This is a genomic window from Paenibacillus sp. FSL R7-0210 (genome assembly GCF_038009085.1).
GTDB lineage: Bacteria > Bacillota > Bacilli > Paenibacillales > Paenibacillaceae > Paenibacillus_AQ > Paenibacillus_AQ silagei.
Genome location: NZ_JBBPAR010000001.1, coordinates 2839656 through 2861063, shown reverse-complemented (window position 1 = coordinate 2861063; position 21408 = coordinate 2839656). Strand labels below are relative to the sequence as shown.

28 protein-coding genes are annotated in these 21408 nt (G+C 52.5%); 22 read left to right on the top strand and 6 right to left on the bottom strand.

Annotation, left to right across the window (positions count from 1 at the left end):
• Positions 1–15 precede the first annotated feature (15 nt).
• Entirely contained in the window at positions 16–387 is a 372-nt protein-coding gene (locus tag MKY64_RS12440; RefSeq protein ID WP_340953282.1) for a hypothetical protein, read from the bottom strand.
• Between the two features lie 286 nt (positions 388–673).
• Here MKY64_RS12440 and MKY64_RS12435 point away from each other — a divergent pair, with 286 nt between their 5' ends.
• From MKY64_RS12435 to MKY64_RS12415, 5 genes are read left to right on the top strand one after another with little or no spacing between them, the layout of a single operon-like run.
• Positions 674–1648 (top strand): ABC transporter ATP-binding protein, encoded by a 975-nt coding sequence (locus tag MKY64_RS12435; RefSeq protein ID WP_339256336.1) that lies wholly within the window; start codon positions 674–676, stop codon positions 1646–1648.
• Complete coding sequence (locus tag MKY64_RS12430; protein ID WP_209873505.1) at positions 1641–2387, top strand: ABC transporter permease; 747 nt, start codon at positions 1641–1643, stop codon at positions 2385–2387. The genes MKY64_RS12435 and MKY64_RS12430 overlap by 8 nt, the downstream gene beginning before the upstream one ends.
• Entirely contained in the window at positions 2387–2770 is a 384-nt protein-coding gene (locus MKY64_RS12425; RefSeq protein ID WP_036728944.1) for a GntR family transcriptional regulator, read from the top strand. Before MKY64_RS12430 ends, MKY64_RS12425 begins: the two co-directional genes overlap by 1 nt.
• Before the next feature lie 5 nt (positions 2771–2775).
• Positions 2776–3477 (top strand): ABC transporter ATP-binding protein, encoded by a 702-nt coding sequence (locus MKY64_RS12420; protein WP_036728940.1) that lies wholly within the window; start codon positions 2776–2778, stop codon positions 3475–3477.
• Positions 3471–4205, top strand: a complete 735-nt coding sequence (locus tag MKY64_RS12415; protein ID WP_036728937.1) for a hypothetical protein — start codon at positions 3471–3473, stop codon at positions 4203–4205. Before MKY64_RS12420 ends, MKY64_RS12415 begins: the two co-directional genes overlap by 7 nt.
• A gap of 103 nt (positions 4206–4308) precedes the next feature.
• Here MKY64_RS12415 and MKY64_RS12410 read toward each other — a convergent pair whose 3' ends face one another.
• Positions 4309–4584, bottom strand: coding sequence for a PilZ domain-containing protein (locus MKY64_RS12410; protein ID WP_340953279.1), 276 nt, complete (start codon positions 4582–4584; stop codon positions 4309–4311).
• 248 nt (positions 4585–4832) lie between these two features.
• On the opposite strand from MKY64_RS12410, the gene MKY64_RS12405 reads away from it, so the two are divergent.
• The 7 genes from MKY64_RS12405 to MKY64_RS12370 all read left to right on the top strand — a co-directional run bounded on the left by MKY64_RS12405 (position 4833) and on the right by MKY64_RS12370 (position 10223).
• Positions 4833–5438 carry a pentapeptide repeat-containing protein gene (locus MKY64_RS12405; protein WP_339256346.1) on the top strand — a complete coding sequence of 202 codons (606 nt, stop codon included), beginning with the start codon at positions 4833–4835 and terminating at the stop codon, positions 5436–5438.
• Positions 5439–5590: 152 nt separating this feature from the next.
• Complete coding sequence (locus MKY64_RS12400) at positions 5591–7222, top strand: diguanylate cyclase domain-containing protein (protein WP_339256348.1); 1632 nt, start codon at positions 5591–5593, stop codon at positions 7220–7222.
• A 659-nt stretch (positions 7223–7881) separates the two neighbouring features.
• On the top strand, positions 7882–8685 hold the full coding sequence (locus MKY64_RS12390) for a glycoside hydrolase family 73 protein (protein WP_340953277.1): 804 nt from the start codon (positions 7882–7884) through the stop codon (positions 8683–8685).
• Positions 8686–8690: 5 nt separating this feature from the next.
• Positions 8691–8972: a holin gene (locus tag MKY64_RS12385; protein ID WP_036728921.1), complete on the top strand. Its 282-nt coding sequence runs from the start codon at positions 8691–8693 to the stop codon at positions 8970–8972.
• A gap of 114 nt (positions 8973–9086) precedes the next feature.
• A complete protein-coding gene (locus MKY64_RS12380; protein ID WP_340953275.1) occupies positions 9087–9509 on the top strand; it encodes a hypothetical protein in 423 nt (140 codons plus the stop codon).
• 151 nt (positions 9510–9660) lie between these two features.
• The gene (locus MKY64_RS12375; protein ID WP_268748465.1) at positions 9661–9795 is read left to right on the top strand and encodes a hypothetical protein; all 135 of its coding nucleotides are present in this window, start codon (positions 9661–9663) and stop codon (positions 9793–9795) included.
• Between the two features lie 176 nt (positions 9796–9971).
• Entirely contained in the window at positions 9972–10223 is a 252-nt protein-coding gene (locus MKY64_RS12370; protein ID WP_036728915.1) for a YjcQ family protein, read from the top strand.
• Positions 10224–10312: 89 nt separating this feature from the next.
• Here MKY64_RS12370 and MKY64_RS12365 read toward each other — a convergent pair whose 3' ends face one another.
• Both MKY64_RS12365 and MKY64_RS12360 read right to left on the bottom strand, forming a co-directional pair.
• Positions 10313–11206, bottom strand: coding sequence for an S-layer homology domain-containing protein (locus tag MKY64_RS12365; RefSeq protein ID WP_339256355.1), 894 nt, complete (start codon positions 11204–11206; stop codon positions 10313–10315).
• 134 nt (positions 11207–11340) lie between these two features.
• The gene (locus MKY64_RS12360; RefSeq protein ID WP_339314037.1) at positions 11341–11916 is read right to left on the bottom strand and encodes a hypothetical protein; all 576 of its coding nucleotides are present in this window, start codon (positions 11914–11916) and stop codon (positions 11341–11343) included.
• 188 nt (positions 11917–12104) lie between these two features.
• Here MKY64_RS12360 and MKY64_RS12355 point away from each other — a divergent pair, with 188 nt between their 5' ends.
• From MKY64_RS12355 to coaD, 4 genes are all read left to right on the top strand, one after another.
• Positions 12105–12422 (top strand): hypothetical protein, encoded by a 318-nt coding sequence (locus tag MKY64_RS12355; protein ID WP_036728909.1) that lies wholly within the window; start codon positions 12105–12107, stop codon positions 12420–12422.
• Positions 12423–12516: 94 nt separating this feature from the next.
• Positions 12517–12705, top strand: a complete 189-nt coding sequence (locus MKY64_RS12350; RefSeq protein WP_143803648.1) for a single-stranded DNA-binding protein — start codon at positions 12517–12519, stop codon at positions 12703–12705.
• Between the two features lie 82 nt (positions 12706–12787).
• Positions 12788–13396, top strand: coding sequence for a 16S rRNA (guanine(966)-N(2))-methyltransferase RsmD (gene rsmD, locus MKY64_RS12345; protein ID WP_339256361.1), 609 nt, complete (start codon positions 12788–12790; stop codon positions 13394–13396).
• On the top strand, positions 13380–13898 hold the full coding sequence (gene coaD / locus MKY64_RS12340; protein ID WP_340953273.1) for a pantetheine-phosphate adenylyltransferase: 519 nt from the start codon (positions 13380–13382) through the stop codon (positions 13896–13898). Before rsmD ends, coaD begins: the two co-directional genes overlap by 17 nt.
• Here coaD and MKY64_RS12335 read toward each other — a convergent pair.
• Positions 13870–15156 carry a nucleoside recognition domain-containing protein gene (locus tag MKY64_RS12335; RefSeq protein ID WP_340953271.1) on the bottom strand — a complete coding sequence of 429 codons (1287 nt, stop codon included), beginning with the start codon at positions 15154–15156 and terminating at the stop codon, positions 13870–13872. The genes coaD and MKY64_RS12335 overlap by 29 nt on opposite strands.
• A 159-nt stretch (positions 15157–15315) precedes the next feature.
• Here MKY64_RS12335 and MKY64_RS12330 point away from each other — a divergent pair, with 159 nt between their 5' ends.
• Positions 15316–16356, top strand: a complete 1041-nt coding sequence (locus MKY64_RS12330) for a SepM family pheromone-processing serine protease (RefSeq protein WP_340953270.1) — start codon at positions 15316–15318, stop codon at positions 16354–16356.
• Here MKY64_RS12330 and MKY64_RS12325 read toward each other — a convergent pair.
• Positions 16343–17584, bottom strand: coding sequence for a tRNA(Met) cytidine acetate ligase (locus MKY64_RS12325; protein ID WP_340958068.1), 1242 nt, complete (start codon positions 17582–17584; stop codon positions 16343–16345). The genes MKY64_RS12330 and MKY64_RS12325 overlap by 14 nt on opposite strands.
• A 139-nt stretch (positions 17585–17723) precedes the next feature.
• On the opposite strand from MKY64_RS12325, the gene MKY64_RS12320 reads away from it, so the two are divergent.
• The 5 genes from MKY64_RS12320 to MKY64_RS12300 all read left to right on the top strand — a co-directional run bounded on the left by MKY64_RS12320 (position 17724) and on the right by MKY64_RS12300 (position 21311).
• A complete protein-coding gene (locus MKY64_RS12320) occupies positions 17724–18245 on the top strand; it encodes a YceD family protein (RefSeq protein WP_339256369.1) in 522 nt (173 codons plus the stop codon).
• A gap of 50 nt (positions 18246–18295) precedes the next feature.
• Positions 18296–18469: a 50S ribosomal protein L32 gene (gene rpmF, locus MKY64_RS12315; protein ID WP_019911234.1), complete on the top strand. Its 174-nt coding sequence runs from the start codon at positions 18296–18298 to the stop codon at positions 18467–18469.
• Between the two features lie 274 nt (positions 18470–18743).
• Entirely contained in the window at positions 18744–19340 is a 597-nt protein-coding gene (gene fapR / locus MKY64_RS12310) for a transcription factor FapR (RefSeq protein ID WP_036728893.1), read from the top strand.
• Complete coding sequence (gene plsX, locus MKY64_RS12305) at positions 19324–20313, top strand: phosphate acyltransferase PlsX (protein WP_340953269.1); 990 nt, start codon at positions 19324–19326, stop codon at positions 20311–20313. Before fapR ends, plsX begins: the two co-directional genes overlap by 17 nt.
• A gap of 8 nt (positions 20314–20321) precedes the next feature.
• Positions 20322–21311: a beta-ketoacyl-ACP synthase III gene (locus tag MKY64_RS12300; protein ID WP_155991613.1), complete on the top strand. Its 990-nt coding sequence runs from the start codon at positions 20322–20324 to the stop codon at positions 21309–21311.
• Positions 21312–21408 lie beyond the last annotated feature (97 nt).

The following is a 21408-nucleotide window of genomic DNA, read 5'->3' as shown; positions in this document are numbered from 1 at the left end:
AGCGTGCGTGTTCTGTTAGATTAAGCGGTAGCCTGCAGGAAGATCCCCGCTGCTGCGGATACGGCGGATCTGGTCCAGCGTCAGTCTCTGGTTGGTAGAGATGATAGATTCTACGTCATTGCCTGAAATGTAGTCATCCAGATCACGGATGCTGTGGTTCCCGCGAAGCACGCGGAAGCTGCCTCTGAACCGGGTTCTGCTGAACAGGACAAGCGTGGCATTGCTGCTGGTTGAGAAGAAGCGGAGACTTTCGATGCCATCCAGAATATTGTCCGTATCGCGGATACCGAGATTGCCTCTGTAGATTCTGCTTCTTCCCCGGAAGTTTTCTTCGCTGTACACCGTCAGTCTTGGAAAAGTCTGCGAGATATGGACCTCTTTATTCATGTGTATTCCTCCTTGGAGCGGTTTTTGGCAAAAGCAGCACGTACTGCCAGCTGCAATACTATTCTATGTATGCTGATAGAGATTGGTATGGTTAGAACCCCTGCACGGATAGCCTCTTTACACAGTGCTTCAGGAAATTTTTCACAAACCTGCTTTACAAATCGAAATACCTAGTGTACTATTTAACTAACACACCAATACAACATTGAAAATACACATGTTCCAGCTTAGCAACAACCCGTGGAATTAATACTCCACCTATACCGATCCGCACAAGGAGGCTGTCATGAATTCAACCGCTCATAATGTTCAGGAGCCGTCAGGCCCTGCGCAAGAACAAACCGTATTGGAAATGCAAGGCGTCAGCAAATTGATAAAAGGGAAAGCCATTGTAGATAATCTAAGCTTCAAGATCCATAAGGGAGAGATTGTCGGGCTGCTGGGACCGAATGGCGCCGGCAAAACGACCACCATCCGGATGATGACCGGACTGATCCGCATGAGCGGAGGGGATGTTCTGATTCATGGACACAGTATCCGGAAGGAATTCAAGCAGGCGATCTCACAGATCGGGGCGATCATTGAGAATCCTGAGTTCTATCCGCATATGACCGGGTACGACAACCTGCTGCAATATTTACGCATGAGTGATGGAGCCGGGGTATCACGGATCAAGGAGGTCGTGGAGCTGGTGGGGCTGCAGGAGGCGATGAACAAGAAGGTTCGGGCCTACTCCCTCGGTATGCGCCAGCGTCTGGGGATTGCTCAGGCCTTGCTCCACTCGCCGAAGCTGCTCATTCTGGATGAGCCGACTAACGGGCTGGACCCCGCCGGCATCCGGGAGATGCGCGACTATATGCGGAGAATAGCAGAGGTAGAGGGCATTGCCATTCTAATCTCTAGTCATATGCTGGCTGAGATTGAACAGATCTGTCACCGCGCGGTGGTCATTCAGAACGGCAAGCTTGTAACGGTGACACAGCTTACGGAAGTACCGGAGGCACGTAGTGAGGTAGCACTTACGATCCGGGTAGATAAGCTTGAAGCTGCACGGACTGTGGCCGGAGCCTTGCAGGGCGTTAAGGTCACTGGAGCGGATGAAGCTCATTCCGAGCTGCATGTACAGCTGCCGGATGGAGCCGTACCGGAGCTGGTGGCGGCGCTTAGCGAAGCCAAGGTCGGGATATACCGGATCACTGAGAATAGACAAAGTCTGGAAGAGGATTTCCTGAAATGGACAGGAGGCAACCGCATTGCGTAAATTTAATCTGCTTGTGCTGAATGAATGGCTCAAAATATCGAAGAAACGCAGCAATATCATTCCTTATGTCATCCTGCTGGTACTGTCGCTGGCAGTGGGCTATATGACTCGTACATTTGCCGCAGATATGTATGCTTCAGCGGCAGATTTTACAGCGGATTCCCTTCAGCCCAGAGGCATTGGCCAGCTTCTGGCCATTCTGGTGATCGTCGGGACGGCGGGGATTGTATCCAGGGAATACAGCCAGGGGACGATCAAATTTCTGCTGATCCGTGCCCGCAGCCGCACGGCGATTCTGGCCTCCAAATATGTAACTGTACTGCTCTATACACTTAGCATGCAGGTAGTTGCGACGGTGGGGCTTTTCCTCTCAGGAGCGGTATTCTTCGGACTCAGCGGAGGGGAAGCGGGAATCGGTGAGATCCTAACTTCGCTGCTGTATTCAACTGTGTACTGCACCGTCTACGCTACGATCGGCTTCATGCTAGGGATTCTAACGAAATCGACTGGCGTAACCATTGGAGCAACCATCTTCGCCACCACCATCGACAAGCTGGTCATTTCCCGTGAGTTCTACAAATATGTACTGTTCCCTAATCTTAATCTCGCAGCCTACAAGGATGGCGGTGCACCGATGCAGGGAATGACACTAACCTTCTCCATTATCCTGCTGTGCATCTACATGACGCTGTTCCTGCTTGCAGGCTTCGCCGTCTTCAGACGCAGGGATGTTGCTTGATGGGGATCGAATTCGATAATAACCAGCCGATTTATCTCCAGATCATGAATTACATCAAGGGAGAGATTATCACCGGTAAACTGAAGCCTGGAGATAAGATCCCCTCTGTCCGTGAATTGGCCGCTGAACTGCAGATTAACCCGAATACCGTGCAAAGAACTTTTCAGGAACTGGAGCGTGAGACCATCGTGGAGACCCGCCGCGGCATGGGCAGATATGTGACCGGAAGCGAAGAGACGATTCTGACCGTCAAGAAGGAGATGGCGCAGGATGTGCTGGACCGTTTTATCCGCGGAATGCAGGAGCTCGGCTTCCAGGGCGAAGATATACTAACTGCAGTAGCAGAGAACATTCACCAGCGGAACCAAGAACAGGGGGAGTAAGAAGAGTGGACGATATACTTAACATTCAGAATGTAAGCAAACAGTTCGGCCCTAGACAGGCGCTGAACCAGGTCTCCTTCAAGCTGGGCAGCGGCACCATCACCGGCCTTCTGGGAAGTAACGGCAGCGGCAAAAGCACGCTCATGAAGCTGATCGCCGGACTCGCCTGGCCCGCCTCGGGCCGGATCTCAGTCCTCGGGATGCCTGTGGGCGTAGAGAGCAAGAAGCTCGTCTCCTTCATGCCGGATGTGCCGGTAACGGAGTCGTGGATGAATATCGGGGATGCGCTGAGATTCCAGCAGGATTTCTACCCGGATTTCGATCAGGCCAAGGCACTGCGGATGCTGGATTTCATGAAGCTGCGTACAGCGGATAAGGTGCGGACGTTATCCAAAGGGATGAACGAACGCCTGCAGCTGACATTAGCGCTCTCCCGCCGGGCCAGATTATACCTGCTCGATGAGCCGATTGGAGGCGTTGATCCGGTGGCACGGACCAAGATTCTGAATGCGCTGATGGAGTTCTATGAGGAGGACAGCAGTATTCTGCTCTCTACTCATCTGGTGACGGATATCGAACGGATCTTTGATGAGGTGATTTTCCTGAAGGAGGGGGAGATTGTGCTGCATCGTCCGGTGGAGGAGCTTAGACAAGAGCATGGGAAGAGTGTAGATGAGCTGTTCAGAGAGGTGTTTGCCGAATGCTGAAGCTATTAAAATATGATCTTAAACGCCGACAAGAACGCATTCTCGTCTTCATCGTCATTGCGTTGCTCGCTCAGGCCGGACTGTGGATCTCCAGTGCAAAGATAGACACGGGCTTGGCTTCCCTGAATCTGGTTATTTACTGCATCCTGGCCATCGCGATGATATTTATAGCGGTCACCGGATATTTCCGTAATCTTAAATCCTATCAGCGGCGGCTTCTGCCGGTTACAGCACTGCAGACGGTCCTGACTCCCATGCTGCTGGCGCTGCTGTTGATTGGGGTGGTCATCCTCCTCGGCCTGGCCCATCTGGGAATCCTCAAGCTGCTGAACACGGTGGATTTACTGCCCGGCAATCTATGGACGGTTGGCTTCCGGGCATTGCTTCAATCGATCTGGTCTACCTTATTTCTAATGGTGATGGTGATGTTCTCCTTTACAGTAGCCTATAGTCTGCGTATGAAGTGGAGAGTATGGCTTGGCATCGGCCTTCTGGTCCTGCTGCAGAACGGAATAGGTTATCTGGAGAAGCTGCTCTTTGACACCTACTTCATTGGTCTGGATATTGCCTTTAACTTCGAGATTTACACTGGAGAGCCCCAATCCGGCAGTGAATTTATTATACCATACCTTCCGGTTGATCTAAGGGCGCTGCTGTTTGAAGTGGCGGTGGTCTGCCTGATGATCTATGGAATGGTGGCGCTGGTGAAGAGAAGAATCGAAGTATAAAGCGAAGTGTAGCAGAGGGATAGCGCATCGTTCATAGTTCACGCAAGCAAGGCTCCTAATCAGCCTTGCTTGCGTTTGTGTGCATTATTGGGGATAGGATGGACTATAAGCCTTGCGCGCTTCTTCCGCTGGTCCAGAGCTCCAGCTCCCGCAGCAGCTGTTCTTCCTCTTCTTCCTGCAGGTCCAGTCTTACCCCGTACTGGTATTGCCCCAGACCGAACATCCAGCCCCAACGGACACTGCCTTCGTACTGCAGCTTCTCTTCCGCCAGCTGAAAATGAATAATCAGCTTCGTATCCCCTGCGGTGAAGCGGAGGTTCAGCGACGTGCGGACCTTGCAGCCGGAGCGGCTAAGGTCAAGCAGAATACCTTCAGTCAATTTTCCCGCTCCCGGTCCCGAATTACTGGCGGGAATCTCAAGCCAGCAATCGATGGGCTGGTTCATTACATATCGGAATGGTTCTTTTCTGCTGGAGTCATCCATCATTTACCTCCGCTATTTTATTTGCTATTATATCGAAACGGCTACACTTGGACAATCTCCTAAAGTAGTATATTTAAAGAATTATATAGTATCTGTTATACCATACCTTTGCTCCAATACCCAGATAAAGAGGTGCTTAAACTATGTATCAATACCATAATGAAACCTTTAATGAGCATAATTTTGATTACGCAGCATTGCAGGATGGAGAAATAAACGGCTGCACCTTTGAGCGCTGCTCCTTTCGGGGAGCTTCAATGGAAGAGATGACCTCCACCGGCTGCCGGTTTGTCGATTGCGATTTCACCGGTGCCCTGCTGAATGCTTCGCTGCACACGGATGGCGCATTCACCAACTGCAAGTTCACCGGAGCGAATCTATTCGTGGCGAAGTTCGAGAACTGCAAGATGGTCGGATCGGATTTCGCCAATGCCTATATGGACGGAATCACACTTAGCGGAGGGGACTGGGCCTATACGAATCTGCGCCATCTGAATCTCAGCAGGCAGGATCTGCGGGGCATCCGGTTCACCGAGGCAGACATGCAGGGCTGCGATTTGCAAAAGGCGGATCTACGCGGGGCGGATTTAAGCCGGGTTCAGCTCGCTCAGTGCAAGCTTGCAGGGGCAGATCTGCGTGACGCCAAGCTGGAGGGGATTGACCTGAAGAGCCTGGAGCTCAAAGGAGTGCGGCTGGATGTGGAGCAGGCCGTGCTGCTGGCCCGTTCTATGGGAGCGAAGGTAGGGTAACGACTCAAGAAAAAACGGCTGGTGCCTGAAGCTGTATTATATTTCTGCCGGACTCTTCCGATAAAGAAATATCGACCCAGTTCGACATGTTGCCGCAAGATATCTTCAGTGGTCGGAAGCATGAACAAGGTCATCGGAAGAGGAGAGTGTACATGTCATTAAGTCTTCGCACTTTATTTTCAGCTGCATTTGCGGTTATTATCATTCTGCTCACGGCTATTCTCAGCTATGTGATCGGCAACCGCTCCACCACTTCTGTGGAAGTCAGTATCGGCAGCTCCCTGGCCGCAGAGGCCAATCAAATGTCCGAGAAGCTTGATCAGTTCATGTGGTCACGTTCCGGTGAAATAGAAGTTTTGAGTAAGCTGAATGCTTTTCAGGAACCCGTTGAACAAGCAGAGGCCGGCAGATTGCTGAATCAGCTGAAGAAGAGTCTGCCGGTATTCACCTGGGTGGGCTTCCTGGATAAGACAGGGAATGTGGTTGCTTCCACGGATCAGATCTTGCAAGGAACGAATATCAGCCAGAGGCCTGTCTTTCAGCAGGCACTTAAGGGAACCTTCGTCGGGGATGTCCACGATGCGGTGCTGCTATCTAAGCTGCTGCAGAGTAAGACGGGGGAAGCCCTGCAGTTTGTTGATGTGAGTGTGCCGGTCATGGACAAGCAAGGACAGACAAGCGGCGTGCTGGCGGCACATCTTAGCTGGGAGTGGTCACGTGAGGTCGAGGCCTCCATTGTGAATCCGCTCAAGGAACGGCTTAAGGGTGTGGAAGTGTTCGTGGTCAGTAAGAAGGACGACACCATTCTATTGGGGCCAGAAGCGCTCACCGGCAAAAGAATGACGGCTGCGGTCCTGCAGCAGGCCCGCAGCGGTAAGAGCTCATACGCGATCGAACAGGATCGGGGCCGTGACTCCTATTTAACGGGATACGCCTATGGTGATGGCTACATGAACTACCCGGGCCTTGGCTGGACGGTCATTATCCGTCAGCCGGCAGACATCGCTTTTGCTTCAGTCCATCAGCTTGAACGCTTCATCCTGATCAGCGGTCTGCTGACCGCTGCGGCCTTCGCACTAATCGGCTGGCTGCTGGCCGGATGGATCAGCCGACCGTTGAGGGATATCACCCGTACAGCCGACCTGCTCAGCTCCGGTGCCGATGTGGAGATCCCGGCCTCTACCCGGTTCAAGGATGTGGCGATTCTGTCGGCCTCCCTGCGGAGCCTGGTGAACAACCTGACCAAGACAGAGACCAAGCTGAGCTATATGTCGGATATGGCGCTGCATGATAAGCTTACCGGCTTGCCCAACCGGGCAGCACTGGATGAGTTTTTGGCCCATGCGGTCAGTAAGGCCAAGCAGAAGCGGACGACACTAAGCTTTTTGTACATGGATCTGGACGGCTTCAAAAAAGTGAATGACAGCTTCGGCCATGCGGTTGGAGATGCCCTGCTACAGGAGGTGGCCTTCCGGCTGATGGATTGTACGCGGGACAATGAGATCGTTGCCCGGCTGGGCGGTGATGAATTCGTGATTATTCTGAATACCTCGGCGGGCAAACCGATGAAGGAAGCGGAGGTGGTGGCTTCGCGGATTATCAGCAAGATCAACCAGCCGATTCTGATTAAAGGCGAGGAGCTTCGTGTAGGCTGCAGCGTAGGTGCTGCTGTATGGACTCCGGACGGCGGAGATACTATCGAGACCCTGCGGCTCGCAGACGAAGCGCTGTATATCTCCAAGCGGAGCGGGAAGAACCGGATTACCTTCGAGGCGGCATCTTAGGATCAGCAATCAACAGCAGACAGAAACAACAAACAACCTTTTAACGGCAGGACGGGGATGCTTCTCTTGTGCCGGAAAAAGGTTGTTTGACGTTATCTCATTACGTTCAGCGTAACCGCTTACGTGGATTAGACCATCTCTTTATCCACAGAAATCCTTCGTCATCCCGGAAAAACTTAATGCCTATCCAGCTCAGCGGTGTCCAAATTTCCTTGAAATAATATGAAGGCATAGTAAATTAGTCCCTCCGATATAGTTAATTATTACTAGTTTAAGCCAGGATGGAAGATTTAACAATACTTTTTTTTACATATAAATCCCATATTGTGCGTTCGCCCAGTTTTTTTGGGACTACAGGCATATGATGTAGAGGGATCAAAGCTGGGCATGTGCGTAAGAAAGGAGGGCTCCGGATGAGTGGAGGTCTGAGAACGTCAACGGCTACGATACTGGTGTTGTTTATTTTGCTGATTATTATCCTTAGCGTATTTTAGTGGAAGGGAATATAGTGGGTTATTGAAACAGTGCCGGTGCATCCGCTCCGGCGCTGTTTGCGTGCGTATAAGCTGCAGCTCACTTCCATATACATCATAACAGGGATAAGCACAGGCAGTTTGGCAGGGCGGGGCATTTAATATAGTAGGAAAGGAAGTGAAGCAATGACGAACTCCGAATTTATCGCCCGGATCGCTTCTTTCGCAGTAGCGGATATGCAGCGCACCCGTATCGCAGCTTCGCTGACGATTGCCCAGGCGGCGCTGGAATCCGGCTGGGGAACGAGCGGCTTGACGCTGAAGGCAGGCAATCTGTTCGGCATCAAGGGCAGCGGGCCTGCGGGCAGCCTGGCGCTTCCGACAACGGAATACAGGAACGGCCAAGCTGTACAGGTGACTGCCCAGTTCCGTTCCTATCATAACTGGGGAGAATCTATAGCGGATCATTCCGCACTGATTACCGGGGGAGTGTCCTGGAACCCCAAGCTGTACAGCAAGGCTATTGGAGTCGACGGCAAAACAGCCGCCCGCGAGATTGCTGCTGCAGGCTACGCAACGGACCCGGGTTATGCGTCCAAGCTGATTCAGATTATGGATTCATATAACCTGTATCAATATGACGAGCTGAAGGAGGATGAAGAGATGTCAGCTGAAGATAAACAAAAAATTGCGGCGCTGGAAACCGAGCTGCGGGAACTGAAGGAGCTGCTGGCAGGGCTGTCTGTCAGCAGAGATACACTGAAGGCCGGCGTTCAAGAGCAAGGCCAGGCCATTAAAGGTGTCACGGAACGGCTGGCTGTCATTGAGGGCCGCACAGTAATGAATGTGCCGGCCTGGGCTGAGCCTGCGGTACAGGCCGCGTCTGCAGCCGGTCTGCTGGATACGCCGTCAGGAGGCAGCTTTGATTTCTACCGGATGCTGACCGTATTGAACCGCGCCGGTCTGCTGGTTACAAGCAAGGGGGTGTAGTCGTTATGTACAATGATGCACTTAACAATGTACTAGCTTTTGCATCCGTATTGGCGGTATTCGTTATGGCGCTGGTCCAGTTCGTCAAGAACAGCGTTAATCTTCCGCGCAACGTGGTTCCTGCGGTGGGGCTGGCCATCGGCCTGCTGGTAGGAGCGGCTGCATACCCTTTTACAGACATGAATCTCATTCTTCGTCTATGGGCCGGAGGCTTGGCCGGATTATCGGCAACGGGGCTGTTTGAACTGGCGTTCAATAAGCGGAGCGGGACTACCAAAGAAGATTAGTAGAGCGGCGGCTTCAGGCGGTAATATAAGATGGGGAATAAGTAATGGTGATATCATCCAAGCGATTTAGAAGGAACGCGAATATATTAATTAAGAAGAAAGGAGGTGCTTGATATGGGAACTTATGTTGATGGAAGAACCTCGCAGAATGCTAGTTTTGCTAACTCTATTGCAATACCTATCCTAGTAATTAATACTCCGCAGCTGTTCGGGCAAATTGGGCTGATCACTGCAGGGGTAGGCACGAACCCTCGCGTAATACTAAAAGGAACCATTTCGTTGCAGCTTCCGCTTGCGCTGCTAGGCATAACTGTAACAATTGTTAGAGGAACACTACCCACTGACCCGCTGGTCTATTCCGCCACCTCTACCTTCAATCTTAGTGTTCTGGCTCCACAGATTATCACATTCTCTGCAGATGATTTCCTTCCGACAATTACTCCGCAGTTAACGTATACTGCGTTTGTCAGTTCGAACCTTCTGGGTACAGTCCGTGTAGGTCCGGAGAGCTTCGATGGAATTCTGGTATCCGATTAAGCAATAGCATGGGACATCCTGGGCTGCCCGCAAGGAGGGCGGGCAGGATGCCCTTGTACATACGCCCCAAATTATGTCCGTTTCGCCCAATCTGATGAGGCAACCGGCTCATATGCTGTTCTGTAGTCAACATTATGAAGGAGGTAATCTCATGGGTGCAGATTGCGGATACGGTGGCAATGTAGGCGGCGTGAATACGTGTGGAGTAGGTCCCTGGACATCTACAGGTGCGATTCTGGTTCTTTATATCCTGCTCGTTATTATTCTGAGTGCCTGCTTCTACTAGGAGATCCAATCAGTCAGCGCAGTCCCGGCAATCCGGGACTGCGCTTGTTGCAGATGCAGGATGGACAAGCTATGCTGCATGACGGTAAATTTAAATTCGCCTTGCCCCGAATGGATGTGCGATAATAGAGGTCATTGTCTTCAGGGCAATTAGTGCTGGCATGAAAGAGGTGTACGATGGAAGAGAAGGAAAAGATATATGCCATCCTCAAGCGGATTGAAGCGGAACAGGCGGTTAATCAGGAGGTAATGGAACTCGAAGCCGAGGCCTTCGCCGATATTATGGAGGAGCTTATCGACAGCCGGATGGTGGAGAATATTAAGATCTCCCGGTCAGGCAGCGGGATCGTGACAGTCAGAACTACTGACATCAAATTGACCCGGCGTGGTCATGATTTTATTTTATTGAAGGAGTCCGGCCGAATTTGATCGGAAAATAGATGTCATTACCCGGCACTGTAAGAGGCCGGGCTATTTTTGTTGACTAGGGTCCCTGCTTGATGAATCAACGCTTAAGGCTATTTATTGCTGTATTTTTGCAGAATCCCTTTCTTCTCAAACAACAGATAGACGCGGTCCAGAATCGTTGCCAGTTCTGCCCGGGTAACAGGGGCGAGCGGTCTGTAGTATCCACGGGAATCGGCTGTAATAATCCTTTGGGAGTCCATCGCTGCAATGGCGTAAACCGGCAGAAAGGTGAAATCTCCAATTAGCGAGATAGATCCATTTTGGTATGTATAAAAAATCGCTGGGGAGAGCTCATCCCCGGGTATGTATGTATCCCATCTGGTGCCGGCCCTTGCTCTTTCTGTATCCATGTATTGATCCATAGCATTCTGAGTATTGAATTTTCTCAAGGGAATATCCTTGAATTTACTTAACCGCTGGTATAACTCTTTGTCAGGATCATCGGTATTCGTACCCTTGTCGAAATCTTCAGCGAATAATTGGTAGAGCATAGACGTTAGCTTGAGCCGTGTCAGCCGGGCTTCAGGTTGGAAGGTATACTTGCCTGTTGAAGGGTTTTGGGAAATCCCGCCGCCGCTGACCGCAGAGGAATTGTATAGCTCAGATATTTCTTTGTAGGCCCAGTGATCTTTGGGGACATCAAGGTAGCTGGTGACTTTTTGTTCATAAAATAAGGGCTTTACATTGGGTCGGTATTTATCGAATAGACGGTAGAGCATAACGGAGAACTCGGCCTTGGTAACCGTTGCTTCAGGTTTAAAGGTGCCGTCGGAATACCCTTTTAGCACATCGTTATCCGTCATGAAAAGAATGGATTCCATCGCCCAGGAATATTTCTGCTCGTTGACATCGGAGTACAAGCTTTGCGCACTTGCGGATGAAGACGGGGCAGAGCTGAGAAGCATCATGCTGATGACGGGGAAAAGGATTGTTTTTTTGAACATGGGACCTCCTGATCAATTGAATTCTTATGATGAATGCGGGAGCCCTAAGCTCCCTTACCCTAATGAACGGTATCACCATCATTCCTGAATTGTCAATAAATACGGGAGGTCCCATGCCGGAGACATAAGGAGGTTTACTTGGTTGTAATCTCCGACAACGCCTTGTCCATCTGCGTTTCATTCGATTGTACGGCTTCGCTGTCCACAGCATCAATTCCGCGGAAGACATTCTTAGTGTTCTGATAAAAGTCAAAGGCAAACTTCTTAATAGCCTCACCGTCAGGGTGATTGCGCTCAACAACGGTAGCCTTGAACAGGTTCGTCAGCATGTATCCGGCATCCTCGCTATGCGCGAGATAATTCCCGGCGGTGTACTCCTCCACGATCTGGGATTCAAAATCCTTAAGCTCCACAGCCGACGGAGTGTACGATTTCGCCAAAACTTCCGCGGCATCTGCTTTTTGCGTGGCCTCCGTATCCGTAGTCGCGATTTGCTGGATCGCAGATTCCCAGTTCACGGACGCCTTCCCGGTGGAGGGTTCAGTGGCTGGTGCTGACGTGGGTTGCGCTGCTGTCGGCTGTGCTGTCCCGGCGGGAGTTGGGGTGGCCTGATTAGCCGAAGTGTTGCAGCCTGCGGTCAGTCCAATGGCACCGCTGAATAGGATGACTAGGGCGAGGGATGACATCTTTTTATACAAGGACTTCTTCATAGTGGTTCCTCCTGAATCTATCTGATATTCCTATACTATATATGTAACCTTGTCCGGACGGATTGAATTTATTCGCTAATGTGACTAATAGATATGTATATTTGTCAAGATCGACAAGGTCAAATGATGTAGAATAATAAATTGGATTCTGGTACAATCTATATATTAAGTTTGAAGGAGCGGAGCACATGGATAATGATTTGGTGCAGGTATTAAGATCCGTTTTTCGCGAAGAATTGGAGCCCGTTAAGGCGGAATTAGGAACCGTCAACGAGCGTTTGGATCGAATAGAGACAGAGCAGCAGAACATGAAACAAGATCAGCAAACAATGAAACAAGATCTGCAAACAATGATGCAAGATCAGGAACAGATTAAACGTGCTGTGCTGGAAACAAACGAGCGGCTCATCAACGTGGAGTCTTTATTGGAGAATCAGCACAGAATTATCGAACTTCTCTCAGCGCGCTCCATTGAGCAGGAAGCCAAGCTGAAGCGGATTATATAACTATATACACAGCAAGCCCACGTATCTTGATTTCAAGGCGGGGGCTTTTTTTGCGTAAAACAAAAATCGAGGCTCCCTTTCGGGAGCCTCTTTCATGGGAGAGGAGAAACCGGACGAAGAGCTTATGGGGAAACGTAAGCCTGCTCCGCGGTTGTCTACGACATTTTGTGATGTCGATAATTACAGGATGACCCGGATGCGGGAGTTTTATACATTTGCTTGCGAATATTCTTCTGCTCCGCATTGTGACAAAGTCGGACAATCTTTTTATTTCATGGAATAATTGTGGTACTATAGGCTTGGACTTATGCCCTGTAACGGCATAGTAATGTAGAGACAAAAGCTAAAAAGCAGGTGGATGATCGGTGAGAGTCATATCGGGAAGTGCAAAAGGCAGGCCGCTTAAAAGTGTTCCAGGCAATGGCACACGGCCTACTACCGATAAAGTGAAGGAAGCGTTATTCAGTATGATCGGGCCTTATTTTGAAGGAGGTACGGTGCTTGATTTGTATGCCGGTACCGGAGGCCTGGGAATTGAAGCCCTAAGCAGAGGGATGGAAGCTGCGGTGTTTGTGGACATGGAACAGAAGGCGATTGACACGGTGCGTGCGAACCTGAAGGCGGCCCGGCTGGAAGCGCAGGCTGAGGTCTACCGCAATGATGCGGGAAGAGCGCTTGGTGCACTCGGGAAGCGGGGGAGAGCATTTGATCTTGTTTTTCTGGACCCGCCTTACCGTATGAAGCATGGAGACGAGCTGATGGTTACGCTGGCGGACAAGCTGCTGCTGAACCCTGATGCAGTGATCGTGCTGGAGCATGAATCGGGATATACCTATCCCGAGGATATACCGGGGTTCGTTAGAACGAAGCAATCTGTCTATGGAGAGGTTACGATCTCTATCTACCGGTATGAAGCTGCTGTTCCAGAGGCTGCCGCAAGCGGCAAGGAGGTTAATGATGAGTCTGCAAATTAGAAAAGAACGTGTCGCTATCTATCCGGGAACCTTCGATCCGGTTACGCTGGGACATATGGATATTATTCACCGGGCCGCCAAGCAGTTCGACAGGCTGATTGTGACGGTGCTGAACAACCTGAGCAAGAATCCGTTGTTCTCGGTCGAGGAACGGACAGAGCTTCTGCGCCAGGCGACAGCGGATATACCGAATGTTGAAGTGGACAGCTTCCGTGATCTCCTGGTTAACTATCTGAGGCAAAAAGATGCGCAGGTTATTGTCCGGGGAATCCGGACCGTTACGGATTTTGAATATGAGCTGCAGAATGCTTCCATTAATCATAACCTTGACCCTGAAGCGGAAACTATATTTATGATGACTAATCCGAGATACTCCTACCTTAGCTCCAGTGTGGTGAAGGAGATTGCCCACTTCGGCGGGAAGGTCTCGGATTTTGTAACCCCTGAGGTGGAGCAGGCCATGAAGCTGAAGTTCAGCCGGATGGACGGCGGCTTGAAGTAAACAGCTTCACGGCAGCAGACAGCAACAGCAGCAGCATAACAAGCAGGGTCTGAAGTCCCAAGATTTGTGGGGCCAGAGTCCATATTCTCAGTGAAGTGCCTATGTCTTGCAGCTGTACGGCCGGGGGTGAGCCGGCTAGAACGGGCAGCACCGCAGACTGAATATGGAGCAGCGGTGTCCACAGCAGGAGCGTGAACGCAAAGGCAAATAGTCCATGCAGCAGCCTGACTGCGGTGAACGGAAGGAAGCGGACATTCGCTGCCTTCAGCACAGTCAGTGCCTGGAGCTGGGCGCAAATGCCGCTCCAGGCCAGGCTGGCCGACAGCAGTGCCGGGCCAAGAAGACCGCCTATTAGAAAACCTTCAAGTCCTGCTGTGGCTGAAGTCATTGACCGGGCTCCGAGATGAATCTCAAGCATGCTTGCTGTAACCAGATTCGGCAGCCATGGCAACAGTCTGGTAACAATACTTACAACAACTGCGAACATAATCATATAGCCGCCTACAATCATCAGGCTCTGTACGGCGGAGGATACGGATTCACCGAGCACCTTGCCGAAGCCCCGTCCATCCCTTGACCGGGCATCCGCTGCTGCCTGATGGATACGCCGGGGCAAGGATGCTTTTTTGCTGCGGGGGCGGCTGCCCGTCAGGCTGGAATCACTTTCTTGCGGAACTTGCGGAAGAGCTTGCGGAAGCGGAATAGGTGAGGTTATCTTACGGGAGCCATTGAAGCAGGCGGATAGAATACCTGCGGCTATCCCTGACAGCCAGTGGATGGCCAGCAGGGCATACCCGGCGGCTGGACTGTGCAGGAATGCTGTCCCGACTACAATAAGCAGTGTGACCGGACTGGCATAATGCACGATAGCCGCCAGCCGTCCGGCCTCCTTGTCCGTAATGTCCCCCTGCTTGTGCAGCTGCATCACTCCTCCGGCTCCTGCCGGGAAGCCGGCGGTAAGGCCGAGCACCAGCGTCCAGCCGCCCGCCCCGGGAAGCCGGAAGCAACGCTTCATCAGTGGCTCCAGCAGGACGCCGATACCATGCACGAAGCCGGATGCGCTCAGCATCTCTGAGAGGATCAGGAAGGGCAGTAGCGCCGGAAAGACCAGGGTCCACCAGAGCGTAAGGCCCGTAAGTGAAGCCTTGAAGGAGGCTTCGGGTGCGATGACAATCGCTATAGCAAGCAGAATGGCTGCAGCCCCGGGTACAAAGGGAGCTGAACCCGACAGGAAGCGTCTGAATCTAAAGTTTATCATTAGAGTTATCCCCTCTTCATAGCTTAGGACATGGGCAGATCTTGTTATCAATTTATGCAGGGGAGACAACCATCATGCCACAGCCGGAGTCAAGCTTCAGGCTAAGGTACCACATTCTAAGTGCCGGGGCATCATCCGCAGGAAAGAAGGGGAAGAGACTTGAGGCAGTACAAACGCCGGGTAGGCATCCGCGCTTCAGCCTATTTATTTTCATTCGTGGTCATTCTCTATGTTGTGGTCTTTATGAACACGCCTTACATTGTATATCAGCCGGGAAGCGCCTCCGAGGTGGCACCGATGATCAAGGTTGAGAATGCCGATCCGCAGGAGCAAGGAACCTTCATGATGACCACGGTCTCTGCAAGCTATGCGAATGTGGCTCTTCTAATCGCCTCTGTGTTCAACTCGAATGCCGAGGTAGTATTGAAAGAAACCCGCCTGCAGGATAAGACAGAGCAGGAATATGCTGCGGAGCAGGTATTCTATATGAATAGTTCGCAGTCCTATGCCGTGCAGGCGGCCTATCATGCGGCAGGTGTACCTTATGAGGATGTCGTGGATTATCTGTATGTGTTCTCGGTACCAGAGACTGCTAATCAGGACCGGTTCAAGCCGGGGGACAAAATCATCAGTGTAGGCGGACAAAAGGCAGCCGATCCGGCCGCGCTGTCCAAATTGCTGTCGGTTCATCAGATTGGAGATAGCGTGGAGGTATCGCTCCAGCGTAACGGCAAAGAGATCAAGGAGCAGGTCAAGCTGGTGGGGGTCAAGGATAAAGAAGCTGCGGTTGCCCGGCCGGGCTTTGGAGTCGTTATTGGTGCGGTTCAAAAAGTGGAGCCTAAGCAGGAAGGCAAAGCCGTCAGCTTCGTGGATACTAACGTGGGCGGACCCTCTGCCGGTCTGATGTTCACCATGGAAATCTACAACCGGCTTACGCCGGGGGATCTCACTAAGGGCCGGAAGGTAGCAGGCACGGGTACGATAGATCCGGAGGGGAACGTGGGGCCAATCGGCGGTGTGAAGCATAAGATTGTAGCGGCCGACCGCAAGGGGGCGGAGATCTTCTTCGTTCCGCTTAAGAACTACGACGAGGCCAAGGCAAAAGCGGATCAGATCGGCACGAATATGAAGCTGGTTCCTGTCTCAACCCTACCCGATGCCCTGAAATACATGGAGGAGCTGCCGGTCAGCAGATCCTGACCGGCGGCTCGAGATAATCACTGTACAGATCGCTGCGCAGCGGGTCGGCATAAGCCCCGGCGAACACAGCAGCCGCCTGGAGGTCACGCTCCAGCATGGGATGGGTGCACCGGGCAGGGCTTGTAATCACCGGAAGCGCCGCTGTCTGCTTCATCTGCTTCAGCAGCTCCCGGCCGCTCTCGCGGAAGCCAAGAACTCTTATGTAGCCGGGACCCCGGGAGAGGACGGAGGGGGACAGCTCTGCTTTGCTGTGGTTCAGCAGGGTGTGAAGCAGCAGACGCTGGAGCCGGGTAAGGGTATACCGTCTGCTCTTAAGCTCCTGCAGCAGGCCGCCGACTGTGAACTTGTCCAGCTGATGCAGGACGCGGAGCAGCCGGTTCTCCAGGCCCTCGTTCATATCCTGCAGCGTGTGCAGCTCCGCAGCGGAGCGCGTATAGAGCACATGGCGCAGCGGCCCGGCGAAGTCTTCTAGCCCTACCGGGCCCCGGCCTGCGTCACGCTCCCGCTCCAGGATGGACAGGGCGTACTCCGGCATGTAAGCCGCCGGTGATCCGCCCTCCTGCAGCAGCCTGCGGATGGCTGTTGCACTCGCAATGGCCGACCCGCCCTCCAGCGGGTCGTGGAAGCCCGCGCCGGTACGCGGCACGGTCAAGGGCCTGATCGCGCTGCCCAGCCGCCGTAGCGCGATCAGGTAGTGCAGGCCGAGGCTGTTGTTGGGCTGCCGCAATATACTTTCGGCATCTTCCGGTTTCTCCTCTCCCAGGAAAGAGGCCTTCCAGGCCGCCGCCGCCGCTGCGCTGTAGGCGGCGGGGAATCCCGCGCCCTCAGAGAGGCGCGCGCGGATCTCCTCCTTAAGCGCACTGCTCTCTTCGGCCAGGAAGCCGGCCAGAGGGAGCAGTGCGCCCAAAGTGCCTGCTTCGGAGCCGAAGCACAGGCTGTCGACGACGCCGGTCGCCTCCAGCAGGGACACCGCTCCGAAGGCGAACCATTCCGCCGGCTGGACGGCGTACGCCACCGGCAGCTCAATGACCAGATCGGCGCCCATGTGCAGCGCCATCTCGGTACGGGCGCGCTTGCTGACCGCCGCCGGCTCGCCGCGCTGGGTGAACGGTCCGCTCATAATGACAACGGAACGGTCCGCTCCCGATATTCTTTTGGCCTCGGTGAAATGATGGACATGTCCGTTATGTAAAGGGTTATATTCGGCTATAATACCTACAGTTGCCACAGTTGCTTCACGCCCCATTCTGGAAGATATATTGTATATCATAAATTGTCACGCTCCCTGAAACAATATAAAGGGAAAATGGTTGACAAACTCAGGGAATAATAGGTATAATAAATTTTGTTTGTTTGGAGTGATAACGATGAACATTCACTTTCGCAAATTAGCGAATGCCGACGAGCCTCTGGTCCTCCACGAAGTTGTGGATGTCAGCGGGGTTGTCACAGGGCGCAAGGATATACTTGCTGTTGCACCACTCTCAGTAGACCTTAAAGCGCTGCCCGCGGGAACCGATAGTGTGAACGTGGTGGGAACACTGAACGGAGAAGTGGACATGTTATGTTCACGTTGTCTCGTTGAGGTCAAGAGTAAGCTGAACATTCCTTTCGCTGAGACCTTCAAGTGGCTTAAGCAGCCAATTCTTCCGGAAGATGAAGATGAGGAACTCATTTACATCAAAGATGAGATTGTGGATCTTATCCCGTATGTGGAAGAAAATTTCGTACTGCACTTACCGGATTCGGTATTGTGCAAGGCAGACTGTCTTGGTCTTTGTCAGAAATGCGGACAGAACTTGAACGAAGGCACCTGCAGTTGCGACAACACAGTGATCGATCCAAGACTCGCTGCGTTGAAAGGATTCTTTACCAAGCAAGATGACTAAGAACAAATCCCGAGGAATTGGGTTACAACAAAATCAGGAGGTGTCTAACAATGGCAGTACCACAACGCAGAACGTCCAAGACTCGCCGTGACAAGCGTCGTACTCACTTTAAACTGGTTGTTCCAGGTATGGTGAAATGCGAACAATGCGGAGAGCTGAAGCTTGCTCACCACGTATGTAAAGTTTGCGGAACATACAAAGCAAGAGAAATCATCAAACAATAGTTTGCACATAAGAGTAGCACTTCATCTGCCGGTGGAGTGCTATTTTTATGTGAAAATAAAGCTGGGGCAGAGCTTATATGCCTTGCGCTGCGCGGGTTTTCAGGCGCTTTTCAAGCCAAAGCTTTATTTTTGCGCCGGCATGCTTTATACTACATATTAGTACCTGGTTCTAATTGATAAGGTAGAACAGAGAGATATGATTACAGCGGCCACTCTTACGGGCCGGAAAGCTGCACATCAGGCCTGTGCCGGGAGGTGAGCCGCTATCGAGCGGATGTCCAAGAAGGAACGTCAGCAGCAGCTGCTGGCTATAATAGAAGGGAACCCGTTTGTAACGGACCGGGAATTGACCCGCCAGCTGAAGGTGAGTATCCAGACGATCCGGCTGGACCGGCTGGAGCTGGGGATTCCCGAGCTGCGTGAGCGGATGAAGCAGATGGCGGAACATTCCTATGATCAGGTGCGTTCCCTGCCAGCTGATGAAGTGGTCGGTGATATTGTGGATCTGCAGCTGGACAAGAGCGGGATTTCGATCTTCGAGATCCGCGATGAGCATGTGTTCTCCCGCAACGGGATTGCCCGTGGGCACTACGTCTTCGGCCAGGCGAATTCGCTGGCAGTAGCCATAATTAATGATGAGATTGCCTTAACGGCTTCGGCCGACATCCGGTTTGTGCGCATGGTCCGGCTGGGTGAGAAATGCATTGCCAAGGCGCAGGTGCGCTCACTTGCGGGCCGGAACGGCAAAGCTGAAGTGGATGTATTTACATATGTCGGAGAAGAGCTGGTATTTCAAGGCCATTTTATAGTGTATCGTTCAGCAACTGAAGAGTACAGCGAAGGGGGAAACCGGAGTGCGGATCGCCATTGATGCCATGGGCGGGGATAATGCTCCTGAATGTAACGTGGAAGGCGCGCTGGCAGCGGCTGCGGAGTGGAAGGACATAGAGATCATACTGGTCGGTGATGAAGCGCGGCTTGAGCCGCTGCTGAAGACTAAGCCTTCTAACGTTACCGTACGTCATGCGGGGGATGTGATCGGTTCGGATGAAGAGCCGGTGAAGGCGGTCCGCCGCAAAAAGGACTCATCCATGGTCGTAGCCGGACGGATGGTCCGCGAGGGTGAGGCCGATGCCATGATCTCCTCTGGGAATACCGGAGCCTTGATGACTACAGGACTTCTGGTAGTCGGAAGAATGGAAGGGATCGAACGGCCTGCGCTGGCTCCGATGATTCCTACGCTGGATGATGTCGGTGTGCTGGCCCTGGATCTTGGCGCCAATATGGATGCCAAGCCGCAGCATCTGGCACAGTATGCCCAGATCGGCAGTATATACCGCAACAAAGTGCACGGCATTGCGAAGCCCCGGGTAGGCCTGCTGAACGTCGGGACGGAGCCGGGCAAAGGCAATGAATTGACCAAGGAAGCCTATCCGCTCCTGGAGGCGCTGCAGGGCATTCATTTTGTCGGCAATGTAGAAGCGCGGGATGTGCTCACCGGAAGCTGCGATGTGCTGGTCTGTGACGGCTTCGCCGGTAATATACTTCTGAAGACGCTGGAAGGAACAGCCGGCGCAATGTTCTCTCTGCTGAAGGAGCAGTTCAGCAAATCGCTTAAGACGAAGCTGGGGGCGGCGATCCTGATGCCGGAGCTTAGAAGCCTGAAGGGCAAGATGGATTATAAGGAACATGGCGGAGCGCCGCTGCTTGGTCTTAGCGGCCTGGTAGTCAAGGGGCATGGTTCGTCCGACGGCAATGCGGTGAAGAATGCGGTAAGACAGGCACGGATTGCCCTGAAGGCGGATCTGGTGCCTAGTATATCGAAGGAAATTAGCGGGAAGTGAGTGAAGACATGAGACAATTACGTCCGGTAGGAATTATTGGGACTGGGAAATATGTGCCTGAGAGAATATTAACCAACAGCGATCTGGAGAAGATCGTCGAAACGAATGATGAATGGATTGTCAGCCGCACAGGAATCAGGGAACGGCATATTGCGGCCCCGGAGCAGGCTACCTCTGATCTGGCCTATGAAGCGGCCCTGAAGGCACTGGAATCCGCAGGCATGAAGGCCGAGGAGCTCGATCTGATTATTGTCGCTACAGTTACACCTGACAGTGCTTTCCCATCCACTGCCTGCATTCTTCAGGACAAGCTGGGGGCTAAGAACGCAGCCGCCTTTGACCTGTCGGCAGCCTGCTCCGGATTCGTCTACAGTCTGGCTACAGCCACGGGCTTTATCCAGAATGGAATGTATAACAATGCGCTGGTGATCGGTGCAGATACGTTGTCGCGCATTACAGATTATACAGACCGCAATACCTGCGTGCTGTTCGGTGACGGTGCCGGTGCGGTAATCGTCGGCGAGGTTCCGGAAGGACGCGGCTTCCAGTCCTTCGATCTTGGAGCGGAAGGCTCTGGCGGCAGCCTGCTTAATCTGGAAGCGGGCGGCTCACGTCTCCCGGCTTCCCAGCAGACCGTAGAAGACAAGAAGCACTTCATCTATATGAATGGCCGCGAGGTCTTCAAGTTCGCAGTACGCGTCATGGGATCGGCTACGGAGCGTGTGCTTACCAAGGCGGGATTGTCTAAGGAGAATATTGACTTGTTCGTGCCGCATCAGGCCAACATCCGGATTATTCAATCCGCTATGCAGCGCTTGGATCTGCCGCCGGAGAAGGTTGTAGTCAACGTTGATAAATACGCGAATACCTCCGCTGCCTCCATTCCGCTGGCGCTTGTAGAAGCAGCCGAGGAAGGCCGGATGAAGGCAGGCGATGCAGTGCTTATGGTCGGCTTCGGCGGCGGACTTACCTGGGGCGCTTCTGTGCTGATCTGGTAAGAATCGGGGCATTACTAGTGAATAATCGGAATTAATAATAGCAACGATGCAGCTCTTCTCAGGCGTTATGTGCCCGGCGGAGCTGCAGCTAACGGGA